Below are 23,005 nucleotides of genomic sequence, written 5' to 3' on the forward strand. Positions count from 1 at the left end.
TGGCGGCTACGCCTTACCCGGCCCACTGTTCAGGGTTTTGTAGGCCCGGTAAGCGCAGCGCCACCGGGCGATATTACAGAGGCAGGCGCATGGCGCAGCGCGTTTCATACGCGAAACCGTGCGCTGTCTCTTCTTCCCTTTTCCGACGCAGTTCAGGCGTCAGCGTCGTCATTTTTTCAAACCCCAGCCGCGCATAGAACGGCGCATTCCACGGTACGTCCCTGAACGTCGTCAGCGTCAGCGCGGTCAGCCCCCTTTTACGGGCGCAATCTGCCACGCAGGCGATGAGCTGTCTGCCAATCCCTTTTCCCTGCCAGTCCAGATCAACCGAGAGTTCGACAATAAACAGTGATGACGGGTGGGCTTCGGCAAGGACAAACCCGACGGGCTGGTCGTTTGCCAGCGCCAGCCAGCTGAGCCCGCGTTCGGCATAGTCGAGGTGTTGCTCAGCGGGAATGACCTCGCCGTCGGCAAGCCAGGCGAGTTCCGGGATGTCGCGGAATCGCCCGGCCGCCGCGCGTTCAATGGCGGACAGGGCGGCAACGTCGCTGAGGGTGGTGGGGCGAATGCGAATAGTCATGGCGGCAAGTATAGCCTGACCCGTCGACATTATTCCGAGCAGATCAGCACCGGCGAATAAAAATTGCTGATCACCAGCGCGTCTTCCGGCGTGCGCTCTATCGTCAGAAGCCTTTTATTGCCCAGCGTCAGGCCGGCAACGTATTTTTCAAAGACCCCGGGCGGCATCGCGTCATGGCTAAAGCGCTCCACTTTTTGAATGACGATCTCATACAGTTCGTCCTCCACGTGACGCCATTTAAACATCTCCTGGCGAGAAACCTCCCAGCTGCGCGGGGCATTCACCACGTTGCCGTTAACCGTGATGTACCCCGTTTTGTCGGGGTGAAAGCGCATAATGACCTCACCGTCAAAGGTGAAATTGTGGCTGTCGCGCTCGTCGGTAAACGTCAGGTTTCCGTCGCAGGTTACCGACAGCGGAGGCGTGTGAAAATACCACGCCAGCGCGGTGCCCAGCAGCAGCAGGTTGAGGATCAGGATTAGCCAAACTTTTTTCTGTCTCATATCACCACTCGTAATAGTAAAGCGTACGACAGGCGCTGGCTTTACCCCGCGTGAGGGAGCATTGGGAGAGCACCAGCCGCCCTTCGTGGCCGTAGAAAAGCGTTCTCTGAATGTGCATGTAGAAAATCGAATTTTTCAGACACGGAAGGTGACCGTCCTTTTGAAGCGTTTGCGCGAGCGTAATCGCCTTCCCGTGAAACACGTCCGCCAGCGGCGTAAAGGTGTAAACCGGACAGGTGCCGATATGCGTCAGCAGATGGATCTCCCGCTGCGGGGCGTCTGGCTTGATGAGCACGATCCAGATGCTTAGCGCAACGACGACCAGCGTGAGCGCGCCGCAGAACAGCCATTCCGGGCGAACGCGCCATGCAGGTTTCACCGTTTTGGCGATCGGGGGGGCCTCCTCCAGCGGAGTTACGGTGACGTCTGCGCTGAGCATAAAGCCCGTTTTCGGTACGGTAACGATAAACAGCGCGTCGGGAAGCAGGGTCGCCAGCATCTTGCGCAGAATGCTGATGTACTGGTTTAAGGAGTTGTTAGACCCCTGGAGCCCTCGACGATCCCAGACTTCCTGGAGAAAGGTTTCCCGTTCGACCACGTTCCCATGATGCTGAACCAGCAGCCTCATGATGGTATTGGCCGTGCAGGTGAGGAGCTGCGCATCCTCATCCGGCGCATTGATAAGAGAAACAGTGCCGTCCTCGTCGTTATAGACGATGGCGTCAGCAAGCAGGTATTTCATAAGTTGTTGTAATAAAAACAGAGATAATGAATGAAAAAAGGCTTACGCCCTCAAGGCTGCATTGCTGGCTATTTTAACGCCACTGTTACCGATAACATTGATCCAGACAGGTTTTTGGGTGATTTAATAAGTCAGCGTGATAATCACGTCATCAATAAACTCCCCGGTACCGGTTAGCGGCTGTGCCGGGACCTCGCCGTAAACGGTGTAGTTCTGGGTGCCGCCTGCAGGGTTGGTGACCTGCAGCGCATCGCCGCTGCTTTGATCTCCCCAGCGTTGCGTGGCCGCCTCATCCTGCCAGAGACCGTAGCGCAGGCAATGACCCTCGCTGTTGCAGAGCTGCCGCTGGTTACCGCTGGCATGGTTGCCTTTTCCCATGGCAAGGGTGAACGCGGTTCCGGCCGGACAGCGCGTGGTGAGGGTGGCGGAGGATCGCGTCGGGCTCAGGGTAGCGGTGCTGGTCAGCGTGCCGAAGTTAAGCGGCGTCACGCGCTCGATGTAGCACCCCTGGCTGATTTCGGCCTGCGCGCTGGTGCCGCCCTGCACCTGCTCCCCCTCTGCGGAACCGTCCGAGCAGTTTTGCAGCGCGTCCTGGCGCAGGGTGCTGTGCCAGGCGATGCGCAGATTCATGTTGTAGTTGTAATAGTGATAGGCCGGAAGCTGGCTTTGCCCTGGCGGAATGGTAGCGATAAGCGGAAAGGTACCGCTGACGTTGGCATTGCTTTCCGCGGCGAGGGTCTGCTGAATCAGGTTCCCGTTGCTGACAGGCCCCAGCTCCTGAGAGCGCGCTGCGCCGTTAAGCAGGCGGAAGAGAAGGGTGTACTGTTTCCCCTCCTGATCTCCCTGGGAGATCATCTCAAAGGGCGGGGCGTCTACGCTGCTCAGGCAGACGTTAATATATTCCGTCCTGCCCTCGTTGTCGGCCTGGCAGCTAAATTTGACCTCGGTGTTGACGGAGGTGGTATTGCCCGCCACGACGTTGCCAAAGTTAATGGCGGGCATGGAGGTTATCCAGCAGGCTGCCGCCATCGCCTTCACGGACAGGACGAGCAGCAATAATAACGGCGCTCTTAATGACACAGTTGTTCTCCGATATTCTGTATAGATGACGCGGTACGGGGCGCCGGAAGCGTGACCCGGCACTCTCCCTCACCGGTCTTCACCACCAGTTCGCCCGGCAGGGGCGGATCTTCAAGCCAGATAAAGCCGTCGCGTCCTACGATGGTGGCACCCTGCGGCGTTGACACGACGCTGCCCAGCGGGAGCGGCCTGCGGCGGCTGTCGACCAGCCGGGCCTGAACCGTGACGGCGTGATGGACGTTAAACTCGACTTTCACCGCGCTGCTGTTGCCCGGTCTGGCATGCATGTCGGTAACAGGGGCGATCACATCGGCGGGCAGATCGAGCGGGTTAATGCTGACTTTGCTGTTGTGGTAGCGCGGCAGGTCGGTCAGCAGGAGATAACCGTCTTCATCCGTTTCACCGGCCGGGCGGTTTTCCAGCATTACCGGTACGTGCCCAATGCCGTGCGTGGACACCAGCGCCATGCCCTGCTGGATGTAGCGCAGCGGGTACAGGCTGCCGTCCAGCAGCGTCAGGCTGCCTTCGGCGGAGGCGTACTGGTTGCCCTGGCTGGCACCTTGCTGCAGCCCAACGTGCCATTCGCCCGCTCGGCCCAGGTAGCCGACGTCCGCATATCTTTCACGTCGTTCGCCAAAGCCCTGGCCCAGTTCCCATGACCAGCCGCCGGCCTCATCGTCCGGCTGGTGGCGGTAATCCATGCGCGGCGTATCCCGGCTGACCTGAGCGGAGAGCGTGTCCTCGCGACCCAATGGGACGGAAAGCAGTAGCTGAACGTGGCTCGACGCGTCCGTAAACGAGCGGGTGTAGCTCAGCGTGGTGGAGATGTGTGCCGGCAGCGATACCGACCAGGAGGCGTTGAGGTAACGCTCTGTGCTGCCCTGAATGTTCTGCTGTACCCAGCCCGCGCCCACGGTACCGAAGTGGGGGATGGACTGGCTTACCCAAACGCTGTCGCTGCGTCTGACGGGCGCGGCACCGCTCATGCGGGCGTTGTCGGCGAAATCCGCCTCGGTACGGACGGTGCTGGCAGAAATGCTCGTTCCTCTGCCGTTCCACTGCCAGCCAAGGCCCCACTGAACGCCCTGCCCATAAGGGCTGTCGCTCACGGCAACGTGCTGGCTGACCACCCCCAAGGCGGGAGAGACCAGCCAGTCGGTGCCCATACCCACGTTGCGCAGCCTGCGCTGCTGTTCCGTATGCAGCGCCAGCGTCAGGCTATTATTCACCCCATAGCGCCAGCCCGCGTCCAGCAGCGGCGAGGCGGCATAGTCGTCGGAGCGCAGGGCGTAGTTTTCGCGCATCCAGCCGATGTCCAGCGAACCGCTGCTGAACCCTTCCGCCAGCATGCCCGGCGCGCCGTAGAGATCGAGCTGTACGGTGCGACGCTGGCCGTTGATATCGGTAATGACTACCTCCGCCTGTCCGCTTCCGGTGAAGGAGGGCAGGGTATCCAGCAGAAAGTCTCCCGGCGTGACGCGCTGGCTGCTCTGCTTAAGGCCGTCGATATACAAATCGACCGTGGAAGGCAGCACGGCCGTGTCGCTGTAGCGGCTGCGCGGTTCGGTATTGAGCTGGGGATTGAGCTCAAAGTTACGTGCCCAGTGCAGCCCGCCAAAGCGCACCTGTCGGCTCCAGCCGGTGCCGGTGGTGACGCTGTCGCCCAGCGCCAGCGTGGTCAGCGAGTCGGTGTTGTCCCACTGCCAGCGGGTTTCGAGACGCGTATGGGTCGGTCGACCGGCGCTGTTTTCCTCCCCGATATGGCTTGAAAAACTGCTGCTGAACGTTCCGGGTAGCCCACCGGACGCGGTCAGCATGGTCTGGGCGTTAAGCTGGCGCTTCCCTTGCACGTCGCTGGCGTAGAGCGCATATCCGAGCGTATAGGCGTTAACGGGCTGCGCATCAGGATAGCGGTACATCGGCGTGGGCCTTGAGATGTTCAAATGCTGCTGGCCCTCGAGCGCGTCTGCCTCTGCGGTAATCGACACCTGCTGGGACAGCACGTCGAGATTGACGTTCAGGCCCGGCAGGGAGGTCAGCTCAACCCACTCGGCGCGATCGTCCGGGGCGTGAAGCCCCAGCTTTTTCATGTCGCTGCGGCTTATCCATAGCGCATTATCCACCACCCGGCAGGCCCATAGCTCGCCTCGCGGGGCGTGGTTCACGGTAATGGCCAGCCATTGCACGGTGTCAGCGGGCTCAGTCCGGGCTGACAGCATGAGCGGTAGCCAAAACAGGAGCGCGAGAAGCGAGCGGGCGCAGGGGTATCTGGCTGGCATGATGGTCATCATTAAGATAGACGCGCAGCGAGCTGAGCGCGTGACGTATGGGCTGCTTGAGCGATAAAAGGGCGGTTTGTCCCGGGAGCACATAGCCCGCCAGGCCTTTAATCGACCCGACAACCTTCCCATCGGCCGTCAGGGCCTCAAGGTGGCTCAGGCGGATGTGGCGGTTTCCGGCGTTAAAGCAGCGGAGAGTGGCCGGTATGTCTGCCTGCTCACAGCTCAGGGCATCGTGGCTGACGGGCGCGCTCTGGCTCCCGGCAATAAACACCGGAATCGAGTAGCGCAGCAGGAAGTGTACCGCGGAGGGGGGGGCGGCACGGGACGCGGCGTCCGGCAGTTCGTCAATAACCAGCCGGTAACTTTGCTCCTGCGCACGGATACCGGGCTGCATGACAATAATGCGCACCAGCTGCTGCTGGCCCGGCGCCAGTGAAGTCATCGCCGGGCTGGTGACCACCTCCCCGGTGGACACCAGCACATCTTTACCGTTTTTTTGCGTCCATTCGTATACCCGAATCTGCGCATTGATGGCCGCTTTCCCACTGTTTGTGAGATAGACCGCCGCTGCCCGCTGGTCGCTCTGCAGATCGAGCGTTACCGGGGCCACCTGAAGCGTGGCGGCCAGCGCGTAGCGCGACAGCAGCGCCAGCATCATGAGCCACAGAATGAAGCAGGGAAGGTAGCGACGCACGATCAGTACTCCAGTTTTAACGTGATATCGTCGCTGTAGTTCCCTGCCTGGGCGGTTGTCAGCGCCCCGGCGTCAATGACGCCATACAGCGTTTCTTCCTGTTCCGCACCGTTGCCGGTATCGTCCAGACCAGTCGTCTCGTTGATTTGCTTCTGTTTGCCTTCGTCAGCAAAGAGTTTCCACGCAATCTTCTGCGCCCCGGTTTCGCCGTTTTCCGGCTTCAGCCAGAAGGTGCCGCTTTCGCCGTCGGGGCTGGTGGCGGTGAGGGTGAACGGCGTGCCGTTGGTACAGACGATATCGACCTGCGTTTTGGCCAGGATTTCGCTCGACTCATCGGAGCCGTGACGCGAGAAGTTGAGGTCGTTGGCTTTGAGGGTGCAGGACTTTACGACCTCAAGTGATACATGCATCGTCGCGCTTGCGGTACTGTCTGCGGCGATCGCAGCAGCAGGAAGCAGGAGCGCGGAACAACATACAGCGGTGGGAATAATTTTCATGATCTTATTTCCTGACGTGAGTAACAGTGCAATTACAAAGCGAATGACTGAGCGTCCAGCAGGCAGCGTTTTTGATGGCATTCCGCCAGGGTATGGCAGCAAAAAGTGGGGCAAGGCCATAAGCAGGCGTTGCCGCGCAGAACGATGACCCGATCGCCAGCATTCAAAATGAAAGGGGTCATTTTCTCCCCCACAGATAGCCCTGGCCGTAATCGGCCGCGCTCGCGCAGGCCAGCGCGAAATCACCCGCGGTTTCGATGCCTTCGATCAGCACCTTGCTGGCGACGCGCTTGCACTCGCGGGTGAGATGCAGAAACTTCGCCTGCTCGGTCCGTCCGTTCCAGAAGGTATGTTTGTCAATTTTGATGCCGCAGAAGCGGATCTGGCTGGTCAGCAGGTCGGGAAGTAGGTCTTCGCAGACATCGTCTGCCCACACTTCTATCCCCCACTGATGAAGCGTCGCGATGCATTTCCTCAGCGCCTGGCTTTGCGTAACGTCGAGTTGGACCATCGTATGGAGATCGGTGATCTCGATAGCAAGTTTCTCCGGGCACGGGGTTTCTTCTTTTAGCCTGTCGAGGAAGTCCGTTTCCAGCAGTAAATCCGATGCTGCATTGAGGTAATACTTGTCGCCATCCTTGCAAAACATGGCGTGACGAAGCTGCGCAAAGAAGTGCGCTTTACGCTGCGTCGCCGACATCGAGCCAAAGTAATCTTCAAGATTGACGTTGGGCTTTGCCGTGGACAATACTTCCCAGGCAATCACATTTTCACTGCGCAGTGCCCGGATGGATTCGAACTTATAGCCGGTTAGCATGATAAACGTGCGTAACGCTCCGTGGTGATTTCAGGAGCCTGGGATTTTACGGATCTGGATTTTGGCGGGATATTTATAGATAAAAATGGCTGGTATAAAGTGTTTTAATCTAATTTATAAGGATATTATAGGATTATTTATTTTCATAAGCGCCCGGCAGAACGCCGGGCGAGACGCGTCTTAACCCGCTTTGCTGACGATTTTGATTTCGACCATGCCGATCCCGAGCTGGCGCGGTGAATGGCCGAGAATATTTCCTTCATTGGTGGACTGCGGGTCCGGCGGTACGATCACCAGGGTATTGCTGCGCGAAGGATTCTCAAAGTGCAGCGTGTGCGTGCTCACGTCGTTTCCAAGCGTTAACGTCTGCTCCCGATCTCCCACGCGAACGGGGACGGGCTTGTTGGCATTGGGTCCATAAGCCCTGGCCGTAATCACCAGATCAAATTGCTCCGGCAGCGGATGCGTGTACTCAATTTTCACCTCGTTGCCCAGCTGCGCGTTTGACCAGCGTCCCCACGACTCCGGACGGGAGATGCCGCTAAACTGCTTCACCTCTTCGGGCGCGCCGGCCACGTTAAAGATAAAGCTGTCCGCTTTATAGCGGATGTCGTTGTCGACGATTTTCAGCATGTCGATGTTGTGCTGATAGCGAGCCGTATCAATTACCGTATCTTTAAAGGCGGTTTTGCCTTTCCACTGGGCTTTGTCGACATGCTGCACGGTTTGCTCCCCGCCAAGCTGGCCCTGAGAGACGCACCAGTCCGTAGAGAGCGCCAGCGGCTGCGACCAGAGCTGACCCATTTTGTAACAACGGTCAATCCAGACGAAGTTATCGCGAGGGGCGAAATCGGCCAGCTGGAAGCGCAGCGGCGCGGAATACTCGCTTTCCGGCAGCGGTTCGACGCGACTATCCGACACGCGCACCAGCAGCGGCAGGCGGAAATTGCTGCCGGAGAAGGCAACGGTGTTTTTATCCCGATCGACGGTGAAGTCTTTCATCTCTTTCGGGAAATTCCACAGGCGGATGATGTCGGGCTTCCAGGCGAGAATTTTTTCCTTCATGTTGAGGAACACTTCCGACAGGGATTGCCCCGACAGCGTGCTGCGCCCGAGGCCAATAAAGTTGTCGCCCCCCAGAATGTCCAGCACGGTTGCGCCGTTATCCATGGAGTTGCGTTTGGTGGCGATTAACTCCTGCTGCGGCTGGTCGCCGCGCAGCACGAAGAACAGGTTGCTGCGATCCTGCTTGCTGAGCTGGTCCCACGCGCTGTTTTTCATTGCCAGATGGTCAGACGATACGACGATGACGGTGTTTTTAAACCAGGGCGAGGCTTTGATTTTCTCGACCAGCGCGGCGATGTGCTCCTGGCTACAGGTCACGGCGCTGAAAGACTTGTTGTTTTTGCCGTCCACGTCATAGCTTTTTCGCTTACAGCTGCGCGAGACGAACCCGTCCGGATGGTGCGTATCTACCGTCAGCGCAAAGAGAGAAAAACGCTTCCCTGCACGGGAAAGTTCCTCGAATTTCTTCCAGGTTTCGTCCAGCACCGTATCGTCATAGAAGCCCCAGTCGTTGCGGTAGGTGGGATCGGCAACCGTCGTTTTTAACTCTTCTGAGCCATACAGGTGGTCAAAACCGTGGGATTTCAGGAACACATCTTTTCCGGCAAAGCGCAGGTTTGCTCCCTGCATAAAGTAGTTTTCATAGCCGGAGTTTTTCAGGATATCGCCCAGGCAAACATTCTGCGGGAAGAACGTCGACATCGAGGCGGAGGCGTTGCCTTCAAAAGGTGCGAACAGCGGGATACCGCACTGGGAGGCCACCATCCCGGCGATAGTGTAATCCGTGCCGGGTAACTGCATGGTGTGGCTGAAATCGAGACCTTCGTTTTTCAGCGCGCCCAGTTCCGGCGTGAGGTTCGGAAACGCATCGTTATCAAAGTAGGTGCGCTCCAGGCTTTCACCGTAGATGTAGACCAGGTTGAGCTTCGGGTTGGCGATCGTTTTCGACGGCTCTTTATAGTAGGCCACGAAGTCCGGATCGCCGTCGCGCGACTGGGATTTTACAAGCTCGGTGATCTGATGAAACGCGGGGCTGGCGTCAACGGAGGCCAGCGCCAGGAAAAGCGCCAGCAGGCTGTAGCCATGATGGTGAGGAAGATGGCGACGGCGGCGCAGCACCCAGGCGAGCGCGCCGAAAATCGTCACCAGCGCCACGATCAGTCCCAGCCCCGGAAGGATGTATTTACCTACTCCCGCGCCCGTCAGGCTGTTCGTCAGGGTGTAGAGCACAGCATCGTTAATGCCGTCGCCGGTGAAGTAATCGCTGGCGTATAAGGTAATGTTTAAAACGATAAAAATGCCGAGCACCACCAGCGTGGCGATAAACCACCAGGTGTTACGGCCGGCTTTCCAGGCATAAACGCCGACGGAAGCCAGAAAAAGGATAAGAGAGATGAATTCTGACAACAGCATATCCTCATGACGCCAGGTGCTTCGCTGGCTAACTGTTTATTTTTGGTAAGACAATGTAATGGCGATGTCGTTTAGCTGCAATTTTAGTGTCACGAAAGTGTGCTGTTGTTAGGATTTGGTTTATAAAATCGTTTTTATGAGGATGGTCGCATCCTGACAAACGGACGCTGAGACGGTGGCAGGTAGGTAAAACGCTCGTTTAACGCCGCGATGCAAGCCTATCGCATTAAACGCGGCGTGTTGTGGCAGAAAATGGGACGGATCAGGAGATGAAATTAACGCCTTGTTTCAGCACCAGATCGCAGGCTTTGGTTTTCACCTGTTTTGCCAGGGCGGAGTTGCCGAGGGTGCTCAGGTTAAGCTGTTGGCCGTTTTGCGCGTTAAGCAGGCCCTGAATGCCGTCCATATAGCTGGTATCCGCTTTTTGCTCCTGCGTGTCGAGACCCAGTTTACCCAGCACCTGGTTTTTCACGTTTTGCGCGTCGGTCACCGAGGCCAGCTTTTGCTTAGCGCAATATTCCAGAATCCCCGCCGCGTTGTTCATCGTGCCCGCGCTCAGGCTCTGGGAACTGTTGCTCAGCAGGCTGGTGAGAGAAGAGGCCGAGAGCCCGCCCTGGGCGCTGCTGCTCTCTTTGGTCAGCTCATTCGCGGCGCTTGACAGGGACTCCTGCCACGAAGCCGCTTGTGCTGCGCCGGTAACCAGCAGCGCGCCTAAAAAGGTGCTGATAAGAATCTGTTTTTTCATAATGGCTTTCTCAAAAAGGTCCGTTTTGGGCCGGAAGGGGTTCCAGTATATACCTGCGCCCTGCTGGCGATTCCTGGAACTGTCTTAATACTCTTTGCCGGTGACGCGGCTGCGGTAACTGTCCCAGTCGAAAATGACATACAGACTGTTGCCCAGCTTCATGCGGTCCATGACGCGTTCGCCCAGTAAGCGGGTCATCTCGTCAATGTTGTGGTTCGTCAGCATCCCGGTGGGGCGTTTGGACGAAGAGCGGCGATCGACTATCTGGTTAATGATGACCTTTTCATAACGGGATTCGGTCTGAACGCCAATCTCGTCGATGACCAGTAGATCGACATTGCTCAGATCGTTAAGAAGCTGCTCTTCGCTGGTTTCACGGTTGCTGAAGGTGTCTTTCATGGCGGACATGATATCGGCCACGGTGATGATGAGGACCGATTTACCGCGCAGAAGCAGTTCGTTGCAGATGGCGGCCGCGAGGTGGTTTTTACCTGTGCCCGGCTTGCCGCTAAAAATGAAGCTGGCGATATTGCCGTCAAATTCATCTACGTACTGACGCGCGGCGGCGAGCGCGTTCATCTGCCCGCTGGTCTCAATTTTATAGTTATCAAACGAGCAGTTCTGATGCAGGGGACGAATACCGGAGCGGTTAAAGGTGCGCTGCATTTTCATCGCCCGGTTTTCGCGGGCGAGCGCGGCGGCACGAATTTTACCTTGTTCCTTTTGCCACGCCAGCAGCTCTTCACCCGTGGTGAAGGCGGGCTTCACGTTGGCTGGCATCATTTTTTGCAGACGTTTCATCAGGTCGCCGACGTTCTTCATTTCGCACCTCGGAATCCACTCGGGATCTGTTTATCCGGTTCTGAAAACGTGTTGATATCGCGCTTAGGCTGGCCATTGTTACTGGCGCGGGTAATTTGAAGATGACGCGCGAGCTTTTGCTGCCACTGAATGTGGGTGAACACTTTGCCTTCCGCCTGCCACCAGGCGATAAACGCGGCGAGCTCTTCCGCGGTGGCTGGCTGGGTTAACGCAATGCCCCACAATGCTGCCTGCCGCTGAAAATCTGCGTCAGGCTGCCAGCCCGCGTACAGGACAAATTTGCCCATCGGAACGGTTAGCGGGGTATTAACCGGTTCTTCAAAAAACTGGTTATCCAGCGTGACGTCGCTTGCCGGACGTGACATCTGCGCTTCGATCTCCAGAAGCTGCGCCAGACGTTCCGGCGTGATTGCGTAAAACGCCGGCGCGTTGTCGGCAAAAACCGCAACCGTGCCGCCTTCGGCGTGGGTCAACACACCGCGTGGGTCGCGCATAAAGGCATCAATGCCAGCAATACTGGTGGTCAGAATTCTGGAGGACATAACGCTTACTCAACTGATTACTACGGGCGTGATATGGGCTTATGGTAGCACAGAGAGGGGAGGGGATGGAGGGGATTTCCCCGGTGGCGCTGCGCTTACCGGGGCTACAGTCGTAGGCCTGAAAAGCGCAGCGCCATCAGGCAGTTATCACGCGATGATATTCAGGGTCACGTCGATGTTGCCGCGGGTCGCGTTAGAGTACGGGCAAACGATATGCGCCGCATCGACCAGCTTTTTGGCTTCCGCAGGATCCATACCTTCAACGTGGATATTCAGTTTTGCTTCGATACCAAAACCGGTCGGCAGCGGGCCGATACCCACTTCGCCTTCAATAAACGCTTCTTTTGGCAGGGTAAATTTGTCGCGAGCCGCCACAAACTTCATCGCGCCCAGGAAGCAGGCAGAGTAACCCGCAGCAAACAGCTGCTCAGGGTTCGTGACTTCTCCACCCATACCGCCCATCTCTTTGGGCACGCCCAGTTTAACGTCCAGAACTCCATCGGAAGAGGTCGCGCGGCCGTCACGGCCCCCGGTTGCTTTTGCTTTGGCAGTATAAACAACTTTTTCTAAAGACATGGCAGGTTCCTCATCTTGCTTTAATGTGTGCTATTAAATAGCGTACGATATATATGGTTAAATAATAACGCGTAAAGTATAGCCTTACGCGCGTTGAATCTGTTGTCGCAAAAGTTCCAACTGCTGCTTGAGCGCCAGCATGGTGTCGGTATCACACTGTGCGGCGCACCCCACCGCGTGTGGGATACTCAGTGCTTGCTGCTGAAGTTCACGTCCGGCTTCAGTCAGCGTGACGGCGACCTGACGTTCATCTTTACGCGAGCGGTGGCGGTTGATTAGCCCTGCGCTTTCCAGACGCTTCAGAAGCGGCGTCAGCGTTGCGGAGTCAAGGAACAGCCGTTCACCGATGTCCGACACCGTCACGTCATCCTGCTCCCACAGTACCAGCATCACCAGATATTGCGGGTAAGTCAGGTTTAGCGGCGCCAGCAGTTGCCGGTACAGCTTATTAAGCGCCAGATTTGCCGAATAGAGGGCAAAACAGAGCTGGTTATCCAGCAGGAGCGCAGCGGTCGTGTCGTTCGTTTTTGCGTTCATGAAATGAATATAGATTGTGCGCGATTTAATTGCAAGCAATTTTAGGGGCAGGTATAACGCAGCGCCACCTGAACGGCCATTTTACGGTAGTGCTGGCGCTGGGCCTGCTCGTCTGCACCCTCTTCAAACAGCAGGGTGAAGGTGTAGCTGTTGGCAACGTAGTGAAAGCTGAAGCTACTGATCAGACGATGAAGGTCGCGGGCGTCAACCGTCTGGCTGAAAAGCTGTTTTTCTTTGCCCCGGCGCAGGATGCCTTCCAGCAGGTCGAGCGCGCTGCGGTTGACCTGCCGCAGATAGTTTGACTGCTGCATAAAACGGCCGCGCTGCATGTTTTCCATGCAGATAATACGGATGTAATCCGGGTGGTCGGCATGATAGTCAAAGGTGGCTTCAACCAGATGGACCAGCGCTTCGACGGGAGGCATATCCGCCAGGCTAAGCGCCTTTTCGCTGGCGCGAATTTGGGTGTAAACGTACTCCAGGACGAGCAGGTAGAGATTTTCTTTGTTTTTAAAATGATAAACGACCATGCGTTTGGTGGTACCTGCTTTCTCCGCGATCTGCTCCATGCGGGCACCGTTCAGTCCAAATTCGGCAAACAGCGCGATAGCGCTCTGAAAAATTTTCTCTTTCAGGCTCGATTCTTCACTGTGATCGGGGTGTTCGCTGCCAGAGTTAGCCACATCCTTTCCTTATTTTTACCAAACGGACCAGAAAGATTATCTCCACGGCAGCGAAATAACACAAATATCAAACGCGCGGGCGTTTGCGGTAGAGCCATAGCCCGGGTATCGACAGCCCGATAGAGAGCGCACCGACGATGGAGGACGCCTTAAGAAAGTTGCTCAGGAGAAGAATCATCTGCGGCTCGGTGTAGCCAAAATGGCTGATTTTCACCGCGGAAATCATCGCCGTATAGGCAGATATGCCGGGGAACATCGGGATAACGGCGGCGACGGTGAACACTTTCGGATGCGCCAGATACCAGCGCGACCACTGAATACCGATGCTGCCGACCAGCATAGAGGCGATAAACGTCGACCATTCGATGTTAAAGCCCGCCGTCATCATCACCATTCGCGAGCCGTGGCCAATTGCGCCCAGCAGCGCACACCACGGCAGAGCGCGTTGCGGAACGTTAAATACCATCGCAAAGCCGACGGCAGGAATGGCCGCCAGGGCCATGTCCTGTGCCAGCGCCAGCAGAATATCTATCACGCCCATCCTCGTAACCCCCACAGCGTCATCGCCATCACCACGCCGATGCAGGTCGCCAGCGTCAGCAGGCTGGCGATAGCCCAGCGTGCCAGCCCGGTATTGATGTGCCCTTTAAACATGTCGGCAACGGCGTTAATCAGCGGGAAGCCCGGCACCAGCAGAAGCACGCTGGCGGCCATCGCAATCGTCGGGGTAGCGGCAAACTGCGGCAGGCGCAGCAGCAGGCCAGACACCGTAGTGGCAACAAACGCGGTAATGCAGAAGTTAATTTGCGGGTGCAACTGCCGGTGCGTCAGCAGCTGGCGCACGTACATGGCGATGCTGCTGGCGAAAAAGGTGACGATCGCGCCGTCCCAGCCGCCTTTATTGAGCTTACAAAAACAGGCGCATGACAGCCCCACCATGAGCACGACCAGCCAGCGTGGATAACGTAATGGCTTGATTTGGTTAAAACGTTTTTCAATCTCCTTGAGATCGAGAAGCTTATGCTCAGCCAGGATGACGATGTGCTGGACCTCGGTTACAACGTGCATATTAATGCCGCGGTCGTGATTTTTACGGGTGGACGTAAGACACTGCCCGTCTTTAATGGTGGTCAGCACAATGGCGTTGGACGAGATAGCGCTCTCAACGCTGTCCATCCCCAGCGCCAGCCCCAGCCGGGTTGAAAGCTCCTCGACCAGCGCGCTTTCCGCACCGTGCTGGAGCAGAAAAAGACCGCACTGAATACAGAGCCGCGTGATAGCACGCTGCGTTGACCGATCTGCCTGCATGTATTGTCCCGAAGATAAGGTGAATAGTTGCCGGTTGGCCCGTAATGCCTACTTTTAGCACAAAGTGCAGTGGCTCTTGCTGTGGGTCAGATCAAGGTTTATGCAAACAGTTACCCCCCTCGTCACGACGACTTACAGGATTAATTTATTAATACGATGAATTATTAATTTGAAATAATAAAATATTTGTATTTAGAAATTCTAATTTTATTTTGTTGTTATTTTAATGTCTGCACAATTAAATTGATTTGCGCTTTGTGAGATATTAGCGCTGTTTTAGGCATTTCCTAAACTAAGAACATATCTCATCTTCTGCTTGTATTAATCTTTTTATACTCAGGGAAGAAAATATTTATACCTTGGTGCGTTTTACATGACGCACCGAAGGAAAATGGACACGGAGGGTCTATGTTGTCGTTGCCTGATAAGCATGGCGTTGTCATTAGCCGGATACCCGTCATGCAGAATGGGTTAGGGGACGTGATGGCACGTCATTTCCCCGATTTTGAATTGACCTACTGCCGCTCACTGCAGGAGTTAACCCTGCTTCAGTTGCGCCGCGCAGATGTGATTATCGCCGACGTTTCAGGCGAATACAGGAACCCACGGGGTACGCTCGAAGAGTATTACCGCTTACTGAACCAGTACCGGGAAATCCACTGGATCTTTTTGGTCTCCCGGCCGTTTTACCCTATTGCCGTTGAGCTGCTTATGCGGCCGGAAAGCACGCTGCTTTCTGATATGGAACCTATCGAAGGTGTCGTTAACGCTATCCGGGCAGGGAGTGAACGCGCAGAACGGATAAGCCAGACGTTATTAACCCCAGAACCTGAGGAAAGTGAGGATGACGACGAACACTTTATTGCGCTCACGCACTCAGAACGTAAGGTGCTTCGCCTGTTAGGCAAAGGGTGGGGGATTAACCAAATCGCTACGTTGCTTAAAAAGAGCAATAAAACGATCAGTGCGCAGAAAAACAGTGCGATGCGAAGGCTGTCATTGCGGAGTAATGCCGATATGTACGCCTGGATCAACAGTACACAGGGAATGAGAGAGCTGAGTTTAATGTCAGCCTATGGAGAGTTCGAGGAATGGAAAAAACCGATTCAACAAGACATATCGCCATCATCGAAAATTGCTCGATGAGTGCGGTCGGGCTGCAGCATCTTTTTATGCAGCCTGAACTCAGCCAATATCAACTGCACCTGTTTAATGATTTTGATGGCTTTAAGAAAGCACTGCAACAAGTGAATTTTTTCTCGCTGATCTATTCGCTTTCCGATGCGCGAGAAGAACGACGTAACTGCCTGGCGCATCTGCGGGATCTCGCGTTTACGCATAGCCATATTCAGCGCATTATCCTGGTCTCGGATGAGATGGAGGCGAGATTGATTAGCCATCTTTCGCCTTCACGTCTTCACGGTGTGGTCAGTAAATCGGTGACCCTTGAACACCTGCTGAAGGAGTTAGTGGTATTGTTGAGCGAAACGCTGCGCATTAATGACAATATGCTTAACCACTGGTACTGCAGTCAGAACCGGATGTTAAGCCCAACGGAAAGAGCAATTTTACGTTATATGTCATGCGGATATTCCATTCCCGAAATCGCGGCGCAGCTTGAACGCAATATCAAGACTATTCGCGCGCATAAGTTTAATGCGATGGTGAAGCTAGGGGTGAATTCTGACGTAGGATTGCTTGATGCAGCGGATATTCTTACCCATCTTCCGGTTAGAGAACCGCGAACTGTGGGGCTAAGCAAACCGACATTTTTGTAACCTGTACCTTTTTGCGCGCCAGATATGCCCTGGCGCGTCATTCAGATGCACACATCAACCCACTTTGCTGAAGTCAGCTCTGCCATTCTGTCCGGAGAAATACGTACGGCACTATGGATAGCGCCAGCGGCGGGGAGCACTTCAGCGTATTGTTTTAAAGAGATATCGCAGTAAACCGCAAGTGGGTTTTCAAGCCCAAACGGGCAGACGCCACCAACGGGATGACCCGTCACGGTAACCACTTCATCACTGCTGAGCATGCGTGCTTTCGCGCCAAACGTGTCTTTCAGTTTTTTGTTATCCAGACGCGCATCACCCTTCGCCACCACCAGAATCACCTCATTTTTAACCTTCAACGATAGGGTTTTGGCGATTTGTCCCGGCTCTACACGGTGGGCGGCAGCAGCCAGCGCAACGGTAGCCGTACTCTGGCTAAGTTCTATTACCTCTATTTCCGGCGCGTTGTCGGCAAAAAACTGCTGTACGGACTGCAAACTCATTGTTTCCTCCTGACAAATATCCTGCGTAATCTGTCATAAGAATTTATGCTCTGTAAATATCTCTTAAGTAACAAATATCCAGGATGGCTGATTTCTGGATCCTCTTCACAATCACAGAAACCGGTTACAGTAACCGGTTGCAGAGCGTGATGCGTAGATTAATACTGAGTATGTAACGTCCCCTGTATCCAATAATAAGAGCCAATTATGAAACCATTTCGTCTGAGCAGTACCGCTGGTACGCAAGCCAGCAAGGTTGTGAAGCTGATTTATGGAACAACGTGCGGCGCGAGCGCGCCTGTAATAAACGTCTGACAGGAGATCAACCATGTCTGCCAACCATGCTGCGTTTAATCTGATATTCCGTTTCGTTGAAAATTACGTGAGCCCGATCGCCGGGCGGATCTCGTCCCAGCGTCATGTCATGGCTATCCGTGATGGGTTCATCTCCGCGATGCCGTTCATGATTGTGGGTTCATTTTTATTAGTGTTTGCTTACCCACCGTTTTCGCCTGATACCACCTGGGGTTTCGCACGCGCCTGGCTGGATATGGCGAAGCAGTTTGAAGGCCAGATCCTGACGCCGTTTGATATGACGATGGGCATTATGTCCATTTATATCTGCGCGGCCATCGCCTATAACCTTGGCAAACATTATGTCAAAACGCACCAGCTGGATCCGTTCATGTGCGCCATGCTGTCGCTGATGGCGTTTCTGCTGGTTGCCGCCCCGAAAACCAAAGGCACGCTTCCCGTCGACAGCCTGGGTGGAACGGGTATTTTTACCGCCATTCTGGTGGCAATTTACTGCGTTGAAATGATGCGTTTCCTGAAGGCGCATAACATCGGTATTCGCCTGCCGGACCAGGTGCCGCCGATGATCAAAAACTCCTTTGACCTGCTGATTCCGGTGCTGGTGGTGGTGTTAACGCTTTATCCGCTGAGCCTGGTGATTCAGTCTCAGTTTGACATGCTGATCCCGCAGGCAATTATGTCCATCTTCAAGCCTCTGGTTTCCGCGGCGGATTCGCTGCCCGCGATCCTGCTGGCGGTGTTGATTGGTCATTTGCTGTGGTTCGCCGGGATCCACGGAGCGGCTATTGTCTCCGGGATGCTGCAGATGTTCTGGCTGACTAACCTCGGAGCGAACCAGACCGCGCTGGCTGCCGGCCATCCTCTGCCACATATTTTTATGGAAGCCTTCTGGACGTTCTTCATCGTGATTGGCGGGTCGGGTGCGACGATGGGTCTGGTGATTTGCTATCTGCGCAGCCGTTCAGCGCATTTACGCTCTATTGGCCGATTGAGCGTGGTGCCCAGCTTCTTCAACATCAACGAACCCGTTATCTTCGGTACGCCGATCGTAATGAACCCGGTGTTCTTTATTCCGTTCCTGCTAGCCCCGATGGTTAACGCCGTGCTGGCCTGGGCGGCGATGACGTTTGATCTGATTGGTCGTGTTATTTCAGTGGTTCCCTGGACGGCACCGGCGCCGATAGGCGCAGCATGGGCCCTGGGCTGGGATTTCCGCGCGGCTATCCTGGTTGTGGTTCTGGCCTGCGTGTCGGCAATCATCTACTACCCGTTCTTCAAAGTGTACGAGAAGCAGCTGCTGGAGCAGGAAGCGGAAGAAGCACAGCGTAATGGGGAAGAGGACAATCAGCAGGTGGCTTAAAGACCTTGTGCCGGGTGGTGGCTGCGCCTTACCCGGCCTACGAGTCGAGGTTTTTGTAGGCCCGGTAAGCGAAGCGTCACCGGGCAATTCACTGCACTACTTCAGCGTGCAATCCCCGCACTGCTTAACGTCCGGCAGGCGATAGCGCTGGCAGCAGGTACGGCGTACCAGAAGCCCGTCACGGAGCACAACGGTACGGAATAACGGATTATCGCGACCATCGGAAAGCTGTTTGGCAAAGAAGCAGGACTGGCGCAGGGCCTCCACTTTCTCATCGCCAAGCAGCGGCTTCATTTCTGTTAAATACCAGTGAATTAAATACCCGGTATTACTCCAGATAAGCTTCCCGTTGATCTCGCCCGTTGCTTCAAGTGCCTCTACCACTGGGATCAGGGCCTGGATGACAAGCTGTTCCAGACGTTCCTGAGCAGAGAACTGCTCTGCGCCGCGATCTTCGTGCAGATCAATCCAGAAGCAGGCTGCTCGGCCAGTTTCGTGGAACTCGACGTGAAAATGATCCGGGGAGAGCGCCAGCATGCTCTTTTGGGTTAATACCGCCAGCATGAGTGGGGGAACCATCAGCCCGATATACCACTGTGCCCACAGGGAAAGCAGAGGTTTATTTTCCCGCGTTAGGGTCGGCTGATTGCGATAGATATGGTCGGAATAGGTTGCAAGCAGCGACTGCAGCGTAGAGGGCTGCTGCCACTCAGCGAGCGTCATGGCGTGGTGCGGGGGCGCTTCATCAAGCCTGATAAAGTCCAGCAGGTGGGCGCGCGTCTTAGCAATCTTGTCCCGTATGGCATCCGCAAGCGACGCATTCCCGCTGGTGAGGGGCGCTCGCCAGAGGAGTGGTTCAACGATGTGTGCGGTATGCGTAGCCATAGTTGAGATAGAAATCTAAATGATAATGATTGCCAATCCTAACTATTGCTCATACCAATGGCAAGACTTTTGTCCTGATTAACCGAAGACGCGCTTAAGCGGTTTGTAGTTCTTCACTCAGCAGAATGTTATTGCGACCTAAATGCTTTGCTTCATAGAGGGCTCTGTCCGCTCTCTCCAGAGCGCTTTCCACGTCCTCGTTTTCGAAAATGGCAATACCGATGCTGATGGTGACATTGGTGGCGACGCTTTCGTTGAACAGATGGGGGATTTTCAAATCATAGACTTTCTGACGGATCCGCTCTGCCGTATGGCGGGCGTGTTCAAGTGAAATATTCGTCAGCAGCACCATGAACTCTTCCCCACCGAAACGCGCCACAATATCGCGCGAACGGACGGCATCACGAATTGCCGCAGAGACGCGCTTCAGCGCCTGGTCACCCATCATATGGCCATAATGGTCGTTATAGGCTTTGAAGTGGTCGATATCCATCAAAAGAACAAAATGTTCGCCGTTTTCTACCGCCGGTAGATTCTCCAGACGGCTCTGCAGGCCGCGACGATTATAGAGCCCGGTTAGCGGGTCCATCATACTGAGATCGGTCAGAGTTTCCCGTTCTTCCAGCAGGCGAGAGAGCAGCTCCTGGGCGAAGCGATCGTTGCGCCGTTGCAAAATGTTATGAATAGCAATAGCCACCACAGGAAGTGCGAAAGAATAGGACATTCTTAGCCATATATCCTGGTCACTTAACCACAGGCAGACAATAAAGGCGGGGAGCGAGTGCAGCGTAAATGCTTTGATATTACTGGCGAAGGCCAGCGTTCCGATAAAAAGCACCGTGAGTAAAGCTATTATCAAATACATCGCCTGGTCATGGGTAATTAGCGAAAATTTCGAATCTATTTGCCAGGCCCACAAAATACCAAAGATTGCTGAAACGGCAGGAATATTTATCTTCCGCGCGCGCTTTTTCCAGTGCCAGACGAACAGGCCAGTACTGATCGCGAAAATAGCAATCAGAGGGGCAGAAAACACGCGTACAGAATAGAGCGGGTTTGTTACCGAGAACACGGCTGACGTTGCGTTCAGAAATAAAAATAAACGTAACGATAATTGATATTTTTTTTGAACCAAAGACCGCCAGGATTGTGATGTCATAGTCGTGCGTTTTTATTAAAACTTAATTAAAACAGATGAATAGGTGTGGTTTCGCACTTAATTATGCAAAAAACTCAAAGCGTAATTATAAGAATAACTTTATGTGTAGTTAACAGGTGAGCAATTTATCACCTTAGGAAATTTCTGTCATTCTACATAAGGGGAAAGGGCGATTTTTTTTGCTTCACTGCACTGACAAATGATAATTTTTATCATATGATATTGTTTATCATTATCGTTATGAAAGGGCGATGTATGTTGAACAGGGCGCTGGGAAGTGCATGGGGAGTATTGCTGCCGGGCGTAATCCTTGGCGGATTGATGTTTGCCGATCTCTCCATCGAAAGCTGGAAGGCCATCATTGTGTCAGGGCTGCTGATGACGTCAGGCATGATCTGGCATAAGCACCTACGCCATTATGTGTTACTGCCATCATGCGTGGCATTAGTCAGCGCAATTCTGGTGATAATGATGAGTTTGAAATAACAGGGAAAATAAGAGGTATTACAGAAGGGAGATAAGATAATTGGTGCGAGGGGGGGGACTCGAACCCCCACATCCGTAAGGACACTAACACCTGAAGCTAGCGCGTCTACCAATTCCGCCACCTTCGCACAGTCATCTTACTATTTTTGATATCGCCTCGTTGGTGCGAGGGGGGGGACTCGAACCCCCACATCCGTAAGGACACTAACACCTGAAGCTAGCGCGTCTACCAATTCCGCCACCTTCGCCCAGTGCGAGCAATATCAACGTGATTTATGGTGCGAGGGGGGGGACTCGAACCCCCACATCCGTAAGGACACTAACACCTGAAGCTAGCGCGTCTACCAATTCCGCCACCTTCGCATACCATCGATACTGTAAAAGTATCGTAACCACGGAGGCGCATTCTAGATGTTTTCAGCTTTACGTCAACAGAAAAGTGCGCACCTTTTATTGATTGCTGCAAAAATGGACGGAATTGCGACGCCTGCTTGCCGGATGGCGCTGGCGCTTATCCGGCCTGCATTGTATGGCGAATTATTTCTTTGCCTGACGCGTCATCACGGTGCGGTAGACCTTAAAGCGGCCCGTCTGGGCGATCACTTCGTGGAAGCCGAAGGTTTCGTCCAGCACTTTCGGGTACGCCAGGAAGGCGTTCGCCACGATGCGCAACTCGCCGCCGCTGTTGAGGTGACGAGTCGCGCCACGGATCAGGGTTTGCGCAGCTTCGAGGCTGGTTTCCATCCCGTCGTGGAACGGCGGGTTAGAGATGATCATGTCAAAGCGGCCGGTGACGTCAGAGAAGACGTTGCTGGCAATCACGTCTCCTTCAATGCCGTTGGCCGCAAGCGTTGCGCGGCTTGCTTCAACCGCCGGGGCGCTCACGTCACACAGGGTTAAGCGCACTTTTGGTGAATGGCTGGCAAGCACCGTTGAAAGCACGCCCGCGCCGCAGCCCACGTCCAGCACTTTGCCTTTGGTGTGCGGTGTCAGGGTGGAGAGCAGCAGCTTGCTGCCCGTATCCAGCGCGTCACGGCTGAAGACACCCGGCAGGGTTTTGATGGTCAGGCCGTCAAGCTGATACTCGTCCCAGAAGGTGTTGGCATCGAACGTTGTCTGCTTTTCCAGACGGCCATGATACAGACCGCAGCGGCGCGCGCTGTCGACTTTGGTCAGCGGCGCGTAGGCTTCCAGCATCTGCTCGGCGCTACGGACACCGCTGCGGTTTTCACCGACCACGAAAATATCGCAGCCAACCGGCAGCAGGGAGAGCAGGTTCATCAGCTGGAACTGGGCTTCCGGCTTGTTCTTCGGCCAGTAGTAGATCAGCGTATCGCAGTCGGCAATATCGCTCTGCTCCGCCACCAGGCTGAAGCGTGCGCGCTCGCCCATCTGGCGGCTCAGCACCTGCCAGTGGTGGTAGTATTGGGTGTGGGCACGGCTTTCAGCACAGTCGAAACGCGCGGGCAGGTCATCCTGCATATCTCCGGCAAACAGAATACGGCTTTCTTCGAAATCATCACTGTGACGCAGCAAGACTTCACTTGCCGGGGTAAATGCAGACATGAATTGTTCCTCAATAAACTCAGGCGGGGATTATAGTAGGTAGATGGCGCACTTTCGACACATTTGCTAT

The 23,005-nt window shown here is 55.0% G+C and carries 25 protein-coding genes and 3 tRNA genes; 4 read left to right on the forward strand and 24 right to left on the reverse strand.

Annotated features, from left to right (window positions below):
- Positions 1-73: 73 nt before the first annotated feature.
- The 17 genes from APT89_RS18600 to APT89_RS18680 all read right to left on the reverse strand — a co-directional run bounded on the left by APT89_RS18600 (position 74) and on the right by APT89_RS18680 (position 14,886).
- A complete protein-coding gene (locus APT89_RS18600; protein ID WP_045631048.1) occupies positions 74-580 on the reverse strand; it encodes a GNAT family N-acetyltransferase in 507 nt (168 codons plus the stop codon).
- Positions 581-609: 29 nt separating this feature from the next.
- Positions 610-1,083: a hypothetical protein gene (locus APT89_RS18605; protein ID WP_041911308.1), complete on the reverse strand. Its 474-nt coding sequence runs from the start codon at positions 1,081-1,083 to the stop codon at positions 610-612.
- Between the two features lies 1 nt (position 1,084).
- The gene (locus APT89_RS18610; protein WP_060573275.1) at positions 1,085-1,825 is read right to left on the reverse strand and encodes a winged helix-turn-helix domain-containing protein; all 741 of its coding nucleotides are present in this window, start codon (positions 1,823-1,825) and stop codon (positions 1,085-1,087) included.
- Positions 1,826-1,948: 123 nt separating this feature from the next.
- Positions 1,949-2,905, reverse strand: coding sequence for a Csu type fimbrial protein (locus tag APT89_RS18615; RefSeq protein WP_060573277.1), 957 nt, complete (start codon positions 2,903-2,905; stop codon positions 1,949-1,951).
- Positions 2,896-5,184, reverse strand: a complete 2,289-nt coding sequence (locus APT89_RS18620) for a fimbria/pilus outer membrane usher protein (RefSeq protein ID WP_223239750.1) — start codon at positions 5,182-5,184, stop codon at positions 2,896-2,898. The genes APT89_RS18615 and APT89_RS18620 overlap by 10 nt, the downstream gene beginning before the upstream one ends.
- Positions 5,105-5,881 carry a fimbrial biogenesis chaperone gene (locus APT89_RS18625; RefSeq protein ID WP_047363630.1) on the reverse strand — a complete coding sequence of 259 codons (777 nt, stop codon included), beginning with the start codon at positions 5,879-5,881 and terminating at the stop codon, positions 5,105-5,107. Before APT89_RS18625 ends, APT89_RS18620 begins: the two co-directional genes overlap by 80 nt.
- 2 nt (positions 5,882-5,883) lie before the next feature.
- On the reverse strand, positions 5,884-6,378 hold the full coding sequence (locus APT89_RS18630; RefSeq protein WP_028015413.1) for a Csu type fimbrial protein: 495 nt from the start codon (positions 6,376-6,378) through the stop codon (positions 5,884-5,886).
- 178 nt (positions 6,379-6,556) lie between these two features.
- Positions 6,557-7,195: an EAL domain-containing protein gene (locus tag APT89_RS18635; RefSeq protein WP_045631044.1), complete on the reverse strand. Its 639-nt coding sequence runs from the start codon at positions 7,193-7,195 to the stop codon at positions 6,557-6,559.
- A gap of 180 nt (positions 7,196-7,375) precedes the next feature.
- Complete coding sequence (opgB, locus tag APT89_RS18640) at positions 7,376-9,667, reverse strand: phosphatidylglycerol--membrane-oligosaccharide glycerophosphotransferase (protein WP_060573359.1); 2,292 nt, start codon at positions 9,665-9,667, stop codon at positions 7,376-7,378.
- A gap of 268 nt (positions 9,668-9,935) precedes the next feature.
- Positions 9,936-10,418, reverse strand: coding sequence for a DUF2501 domain-containing protein (locus APT89_RS18645; RefSeq protein WP_048959799.1), 483 nt, complete (start codon positions 10,416-10,418; stop codon positions 9,936-9,938).
- 84 nt (positions 10,419-10,502) lie between these two features.
- Entirely contained in the window at positions 10,503-11,240 is a 738-nt protein-coding gene (gene dnaC / locus APT89_RS18650) for a DNA replication protein DnaC (RefSeq protein WP_028015417.1), read from the reverse strand.
- Entirely contained in the window at positions 11,237-11,782 is a 546-nt protein-coding gene (gene dnaT / locus APT89_RS18655) for a primosomal protein DnaT (protein ID WP_028015418.1), read from the reverse strand. The genes dnaC and dnaT overlap by 4 nt, the downstream gene beginning before the upstream one ends.
- 147 nt (positions 11,783-11,929) lie before the next feature.
- Positions 11,930-12,358, reverse strand: coding sequence for an organic hydroperoxide resistance protein (locus APT89_RS18660; RefSeq protein WP_013095463.1), 429 nt, complete (start codon positions 12,356-12,358; stop codon positions 11,930-11,932).
- Positions 12,359-12,442: 84 nt separating this feature from the next.
- Entirely contained in the window at positions 12,443-12,895 is a 453-nt protein-coding gene (locus APT89_RS18665) for a MarR family winged helix-turn-helix transcriptional regulator (RefSeq protein ID WP_045631172.1), read from the reverse strand.
- 41 nt (positions 12,896-12,936) lie between these two features.
- Positions 12,937-13,578: a TetR family transcriptional regulator gene (locus tag APT89_RS18670; protein ID WP_028015420.1), complete on the reverse strand. Its 642-nt coding sequence runs from the start codon at positions 13,576-13,578 to the stop codon at positions 12,937-12,939.
- Between the two features lie 67 nt (positions 13,579-13,645).
- The gene (locus APT89_RS18675) at positions 13,646-14,119 is read right to left on the reverse strand and encodes a threonine/serine exporter (RefSeq protein WP_060573279.1); all 474 of its coding nucleotides are present in this window, start codon (positions 14,117-14,119) and stop codon (positions 13,646-13,648) included.
- Positions 14,110-14,886 carry a threonine/serine ThrE exporter family protein gene (locus APT89_RS18680; protein WP_028015422.1) on the reverse strand — a complete coding sequence of 259 codons (777 nt, stop codon included), beginning with the start codon at positions 14,884-14,886 and terminating at the stop codon, positions 14,110-14,112. The genes APT89_RS18675 and APT89_RS18680 overlap by 10 nt, the downstream gene beginning before the upstream one ends.
- A gap of 408 nt (positions 14,887-15,294) precedes the next feature.
- Here APT89_RS18680 and APT89_RS18685 point away from each other — a divergent pair, with 408 nt between their 5' ends.
- Together APT89_RS18685 and bglJ are read left to right on the forward strand one after the other, a co-directional pair.
- The gene (locus tag APT89_RS18685; protein ID WP_060573281.1) at positions 15,295-16,032 is read left to right on the forward strand and encodes a helix-turn-helix transcriptional regulator; all 738 of its coding nucleotides are present in this window, start codon (positions 15,295-15,297) and stop codon (positions 16,030-16,032) included.
- Positions 16,029-16,664, forward strand: coding sequence for a DNA-binding transcriptional activator BglJ (gene bglJ / locus APT89_RS18690; RefSeq protein ID WP_060573283.1), 636 nt, complete (start codon positions 16,029-16,031; stop codon positions 16,662-16,664). Before APT89_RS18685 ends, bglJ begins: the two co-directional genes overlap by 4 nt.
- Positions 16,665-16,705: 41 nt before the next feature.
- Here bglJ and APT89_RS18695 read toward each other — a convergent pair whose 3' ends face one another.
- The gene (locus APT89_RS18695; protein WP_023331967.1) at positions 16,706-17,164 is read right to left on the reverse strand and encodes a YbaK/EbsC family protein; all 459 of its coding nucleotides are present in this window, start codon (positions 17,162-17,164) and stop codon (positions 16,706-16,708) included.
- Positions 17,165-17,492: 328 nt separating this feature from the next.
- Here APT89_RS18695 and APT89_RS18700 point away from each other — a divergent pair, with 328 nt between their 5' ends.
- Positions 17,493-18,839: a PTS sugar transporter subunit IIC gene (locus tag APT89_RS18700; protein WP_028015425.1), complete on the forward strand. Its 1,347-nt coding sequence runs from the start codon at positions 17,493-17,495 to the stop codon at positions 18,837-18,839.
- Between the two features lie 96 nt (positions 18,840-18,935).
- Here the strand turns inward: APT89_RS18700 and fhuF are convergent, their stop codons facing one another.
- Positions 18,936-19,724, reverse strand: coding sequence for a siderophore-iron reductase FhuF (gene fhuF, locus APT89_RS18705; RefSeq protein ID WP_028015426.1), 789 nt, complete (start codon positions 19,722-19,724; stop codon positions 18,936-18,938).
- A gap of 94 nt (positions 19,725-19,818) precedes the next feature.
- Positions 19,819-20,883 (reverse strand): GGDEF domain-containing protein, encoded by a 1,065-nt coding sequence (locus APT89_RS18710; RefSeq protein ID WP_041911298.1) that lies wholly within the window; start codon positions 20,881-20,883, stop codon positions 19,819-19,821.
- A gap of 216 nt (positions 20,884-21,099) precedes the next feature.
- Here APT89_RS18710 and APT89_RS18715 point away from each other — a divergent pair, with 216 nt between their 5' ends.
- Positions 21,100-21,369, forward strand: a complete 270-nt coding sequence (locus APT89_RS18715; RefSeq protein ID WP_032644970.1) for a DUF1435 domain-containing protein — start codon at positions 21,100-21,102, stop codon at positions 21,367-21,369.
- Between the two features lie 41 nt (positions 21,370-21,410).
- Here the strand turns inward: APT89_RS18715 and APT89_RS18720 are convergent.
- The 4 genes from APT89_RS18720 to rsmC form a co-directional block, all read right to left on the reverse strand.
- Positions 21,411-21,497, reverse strand: a tRNA-Leu gene (locus tag APT89_RS18720).
- Between the two features lie 33 nt (positions 21,498-21,530).
- A tRNA-Leu gene (locus APT89_RS18725) sits at positions 21,531-21,617 on the reverse strand.
- A gap of 28 nt (positions 21,618-21,645) precedes the next feature.
- A tRNA-Leu gene (locus APT89_RS18730) sits at positions 21,646-21,732 on the reverse strand.
- A gap of 174 nt (positions 21,733-21,906) precedes the next feature.
- Entirely contained in the window at positions 21,907-22,935 is a 1,029-nt protein-coding gene (rsmC, locus tag APT89_RS18735) for a 16S rRNA (guanine(1207)-N(2))-methyltransferase RsmC (RefSeq protein WP_047363626.1), read from the reverse strand.
- Between the last annotated feature and the right edge of the window lie 70 nt (positions 22,936-23,005).

Origin of the sequence: Enterobacter sp. 50588862 (assembly GCF_001462935.1) — a bacterium.
Classification (GTDB): Bacteria; Pseudomonadota; Gammaproteobacteria; order Enterobacterales; family Enterobacteriaceae; genus Enterobacter; species Enterobacter bugandensis.

Coding starts and splice junctions, on each gene's coding strand:
- APT89_RS18600 (WP_045631048.1), bottom strand. CDS start 580: ATGACTATTCGCATTCGCCCCACCACCCTCAGCGACGTTGCCGCCCTG.
- APT89_RS18605 (WP_041911308.1), bottom strand. CDS start 1,083: ATGAGACAGAAAAAAGTTTGGCTAATCCTGATCCTCAACCTGCTGCTG.
- APT89_RS18610 (WP_060573275.1), bottom strand. CDS start 1,825: ATGAAATACCTGCTTGCTGACGCCATCGTCTATAACGACGAGGACGGC.
- APT89_RS18620 (WP_223239750.1), bottom strand. CDS start 5,184: ATGCCAGCCAGATACCCCTGCGCCCGCTCGCTTCTCGCGCTCCTGTTT.
- APT89_RS18630 (WP_028015413.1), bottom strand. CDS start 6,378: ATGAAAATTATTCCCACCGCTGTATGTTGTTCCGCGCTCCTGCTTCCT.
- APT89_RS18635 (WP_045631044.1), bottom strand. CDS start 7,195: ATGCTAACCGGCTATAAGTTCGAATCCATCCGGGCACTGCGCAGTGAA.
- APT89_RS18645 (WP_048959799.1), bottom strand. CDS start 10,418: ATGAAAAAACAGATTCTTATCAGCACCTTTTTAGGCGCGCTGCTGGTT.
- dnaC (WP_028015417.1), bottom strand. CDS start 11,240: ATGAAGAACGTCGGCGACCTGATGAAACGTCTGCAAAAAATGATGCCA.
- dnaT (WP_028015418.1), bottom strand. CDS start 11,782: ATGTCCTCCAGAATTCTGACCACCAGTATTGCTGGCATTGATGCCTTT.
- APT89_RS18660 (WP_013095463.1), bottom strand. CDS start 12,358: ATGTCTTTAGAAAAAGTTGTTTATACTGCCAAAGCAAAAGCAACCGGG.
- APT89_RS18665 (WP_045631172.1), bottom strand. CDS start 12,895: ATGAACGCAAAAACGAACGACACGACCGCTGCGCTCCTGCTGGATAAC.
- APT89_RS18675 (WP_060573279.1), bottom strand. CDS start 14,119: ATGGGCGTGATAGATATTCTGCTGGCGCTGGCACAGGACATGGCCCTG.
- APT89_RS18680 (WP_028015422.1), bottom strand. CDS start 14,886: ATGCAGGCAGATCGGTCAACGCAGCGTGCTATCACGCGGCTCTGTATT.
- APT89_RS18685 (WP_060573281.1), top strand. CDS start 15,295: ATGTTGTCGTTGCCTGATAAGCATGGCGTTGTCATTAGCCGGATACCC.
- bglJ (WP_060573283.1), top strand. CDS start 16,029: ATGAGTGCGGTCGGGCTGCAGCATCTTTTTATGCAGCCTGAACTCAGC.
- APT89_RS18695 (WP_023331967.1), bottom strand. CDS start 17,164: ATGAGTTTGCAGTCCGTACAGCAGTTTTTTGCCGACAACGCGCCGGAA.
- APT89_RS18700 (WP_028015425.1), top strand. CDS start 17,493: ATGTCTGCCAACCATGCTGCGTTTAATCTGATATTCCGTTTCGTTGAA.
- fhuF (WP_028015426.1), bottom strand. CDS start 19,724: ATGGCTACGCATACCGCACACATCGTTGAACCACTCCTCTGGCGAGCG.
- APT89_RS18710 (WP_041911298.1), bottom strand. CDS start 20,883: ATGACATCACAATCCTGGCGGTCTTTGGTTCAAAAAAAATATCAATTA.
- APT89_RS18715 (WP_032644970.1), top strand. CDS start 21,100: ATGATATTGTTTATCATTATCGTTATGAAAGGGCGATGTATGTTGAAC.
- rsmC (WP_047363626.1), bottom strand. CDS start 22,935: ATGTCTGCATTTACCCCGGCAAGTGAAGTCTTGCTGCGTCACAGTGAT.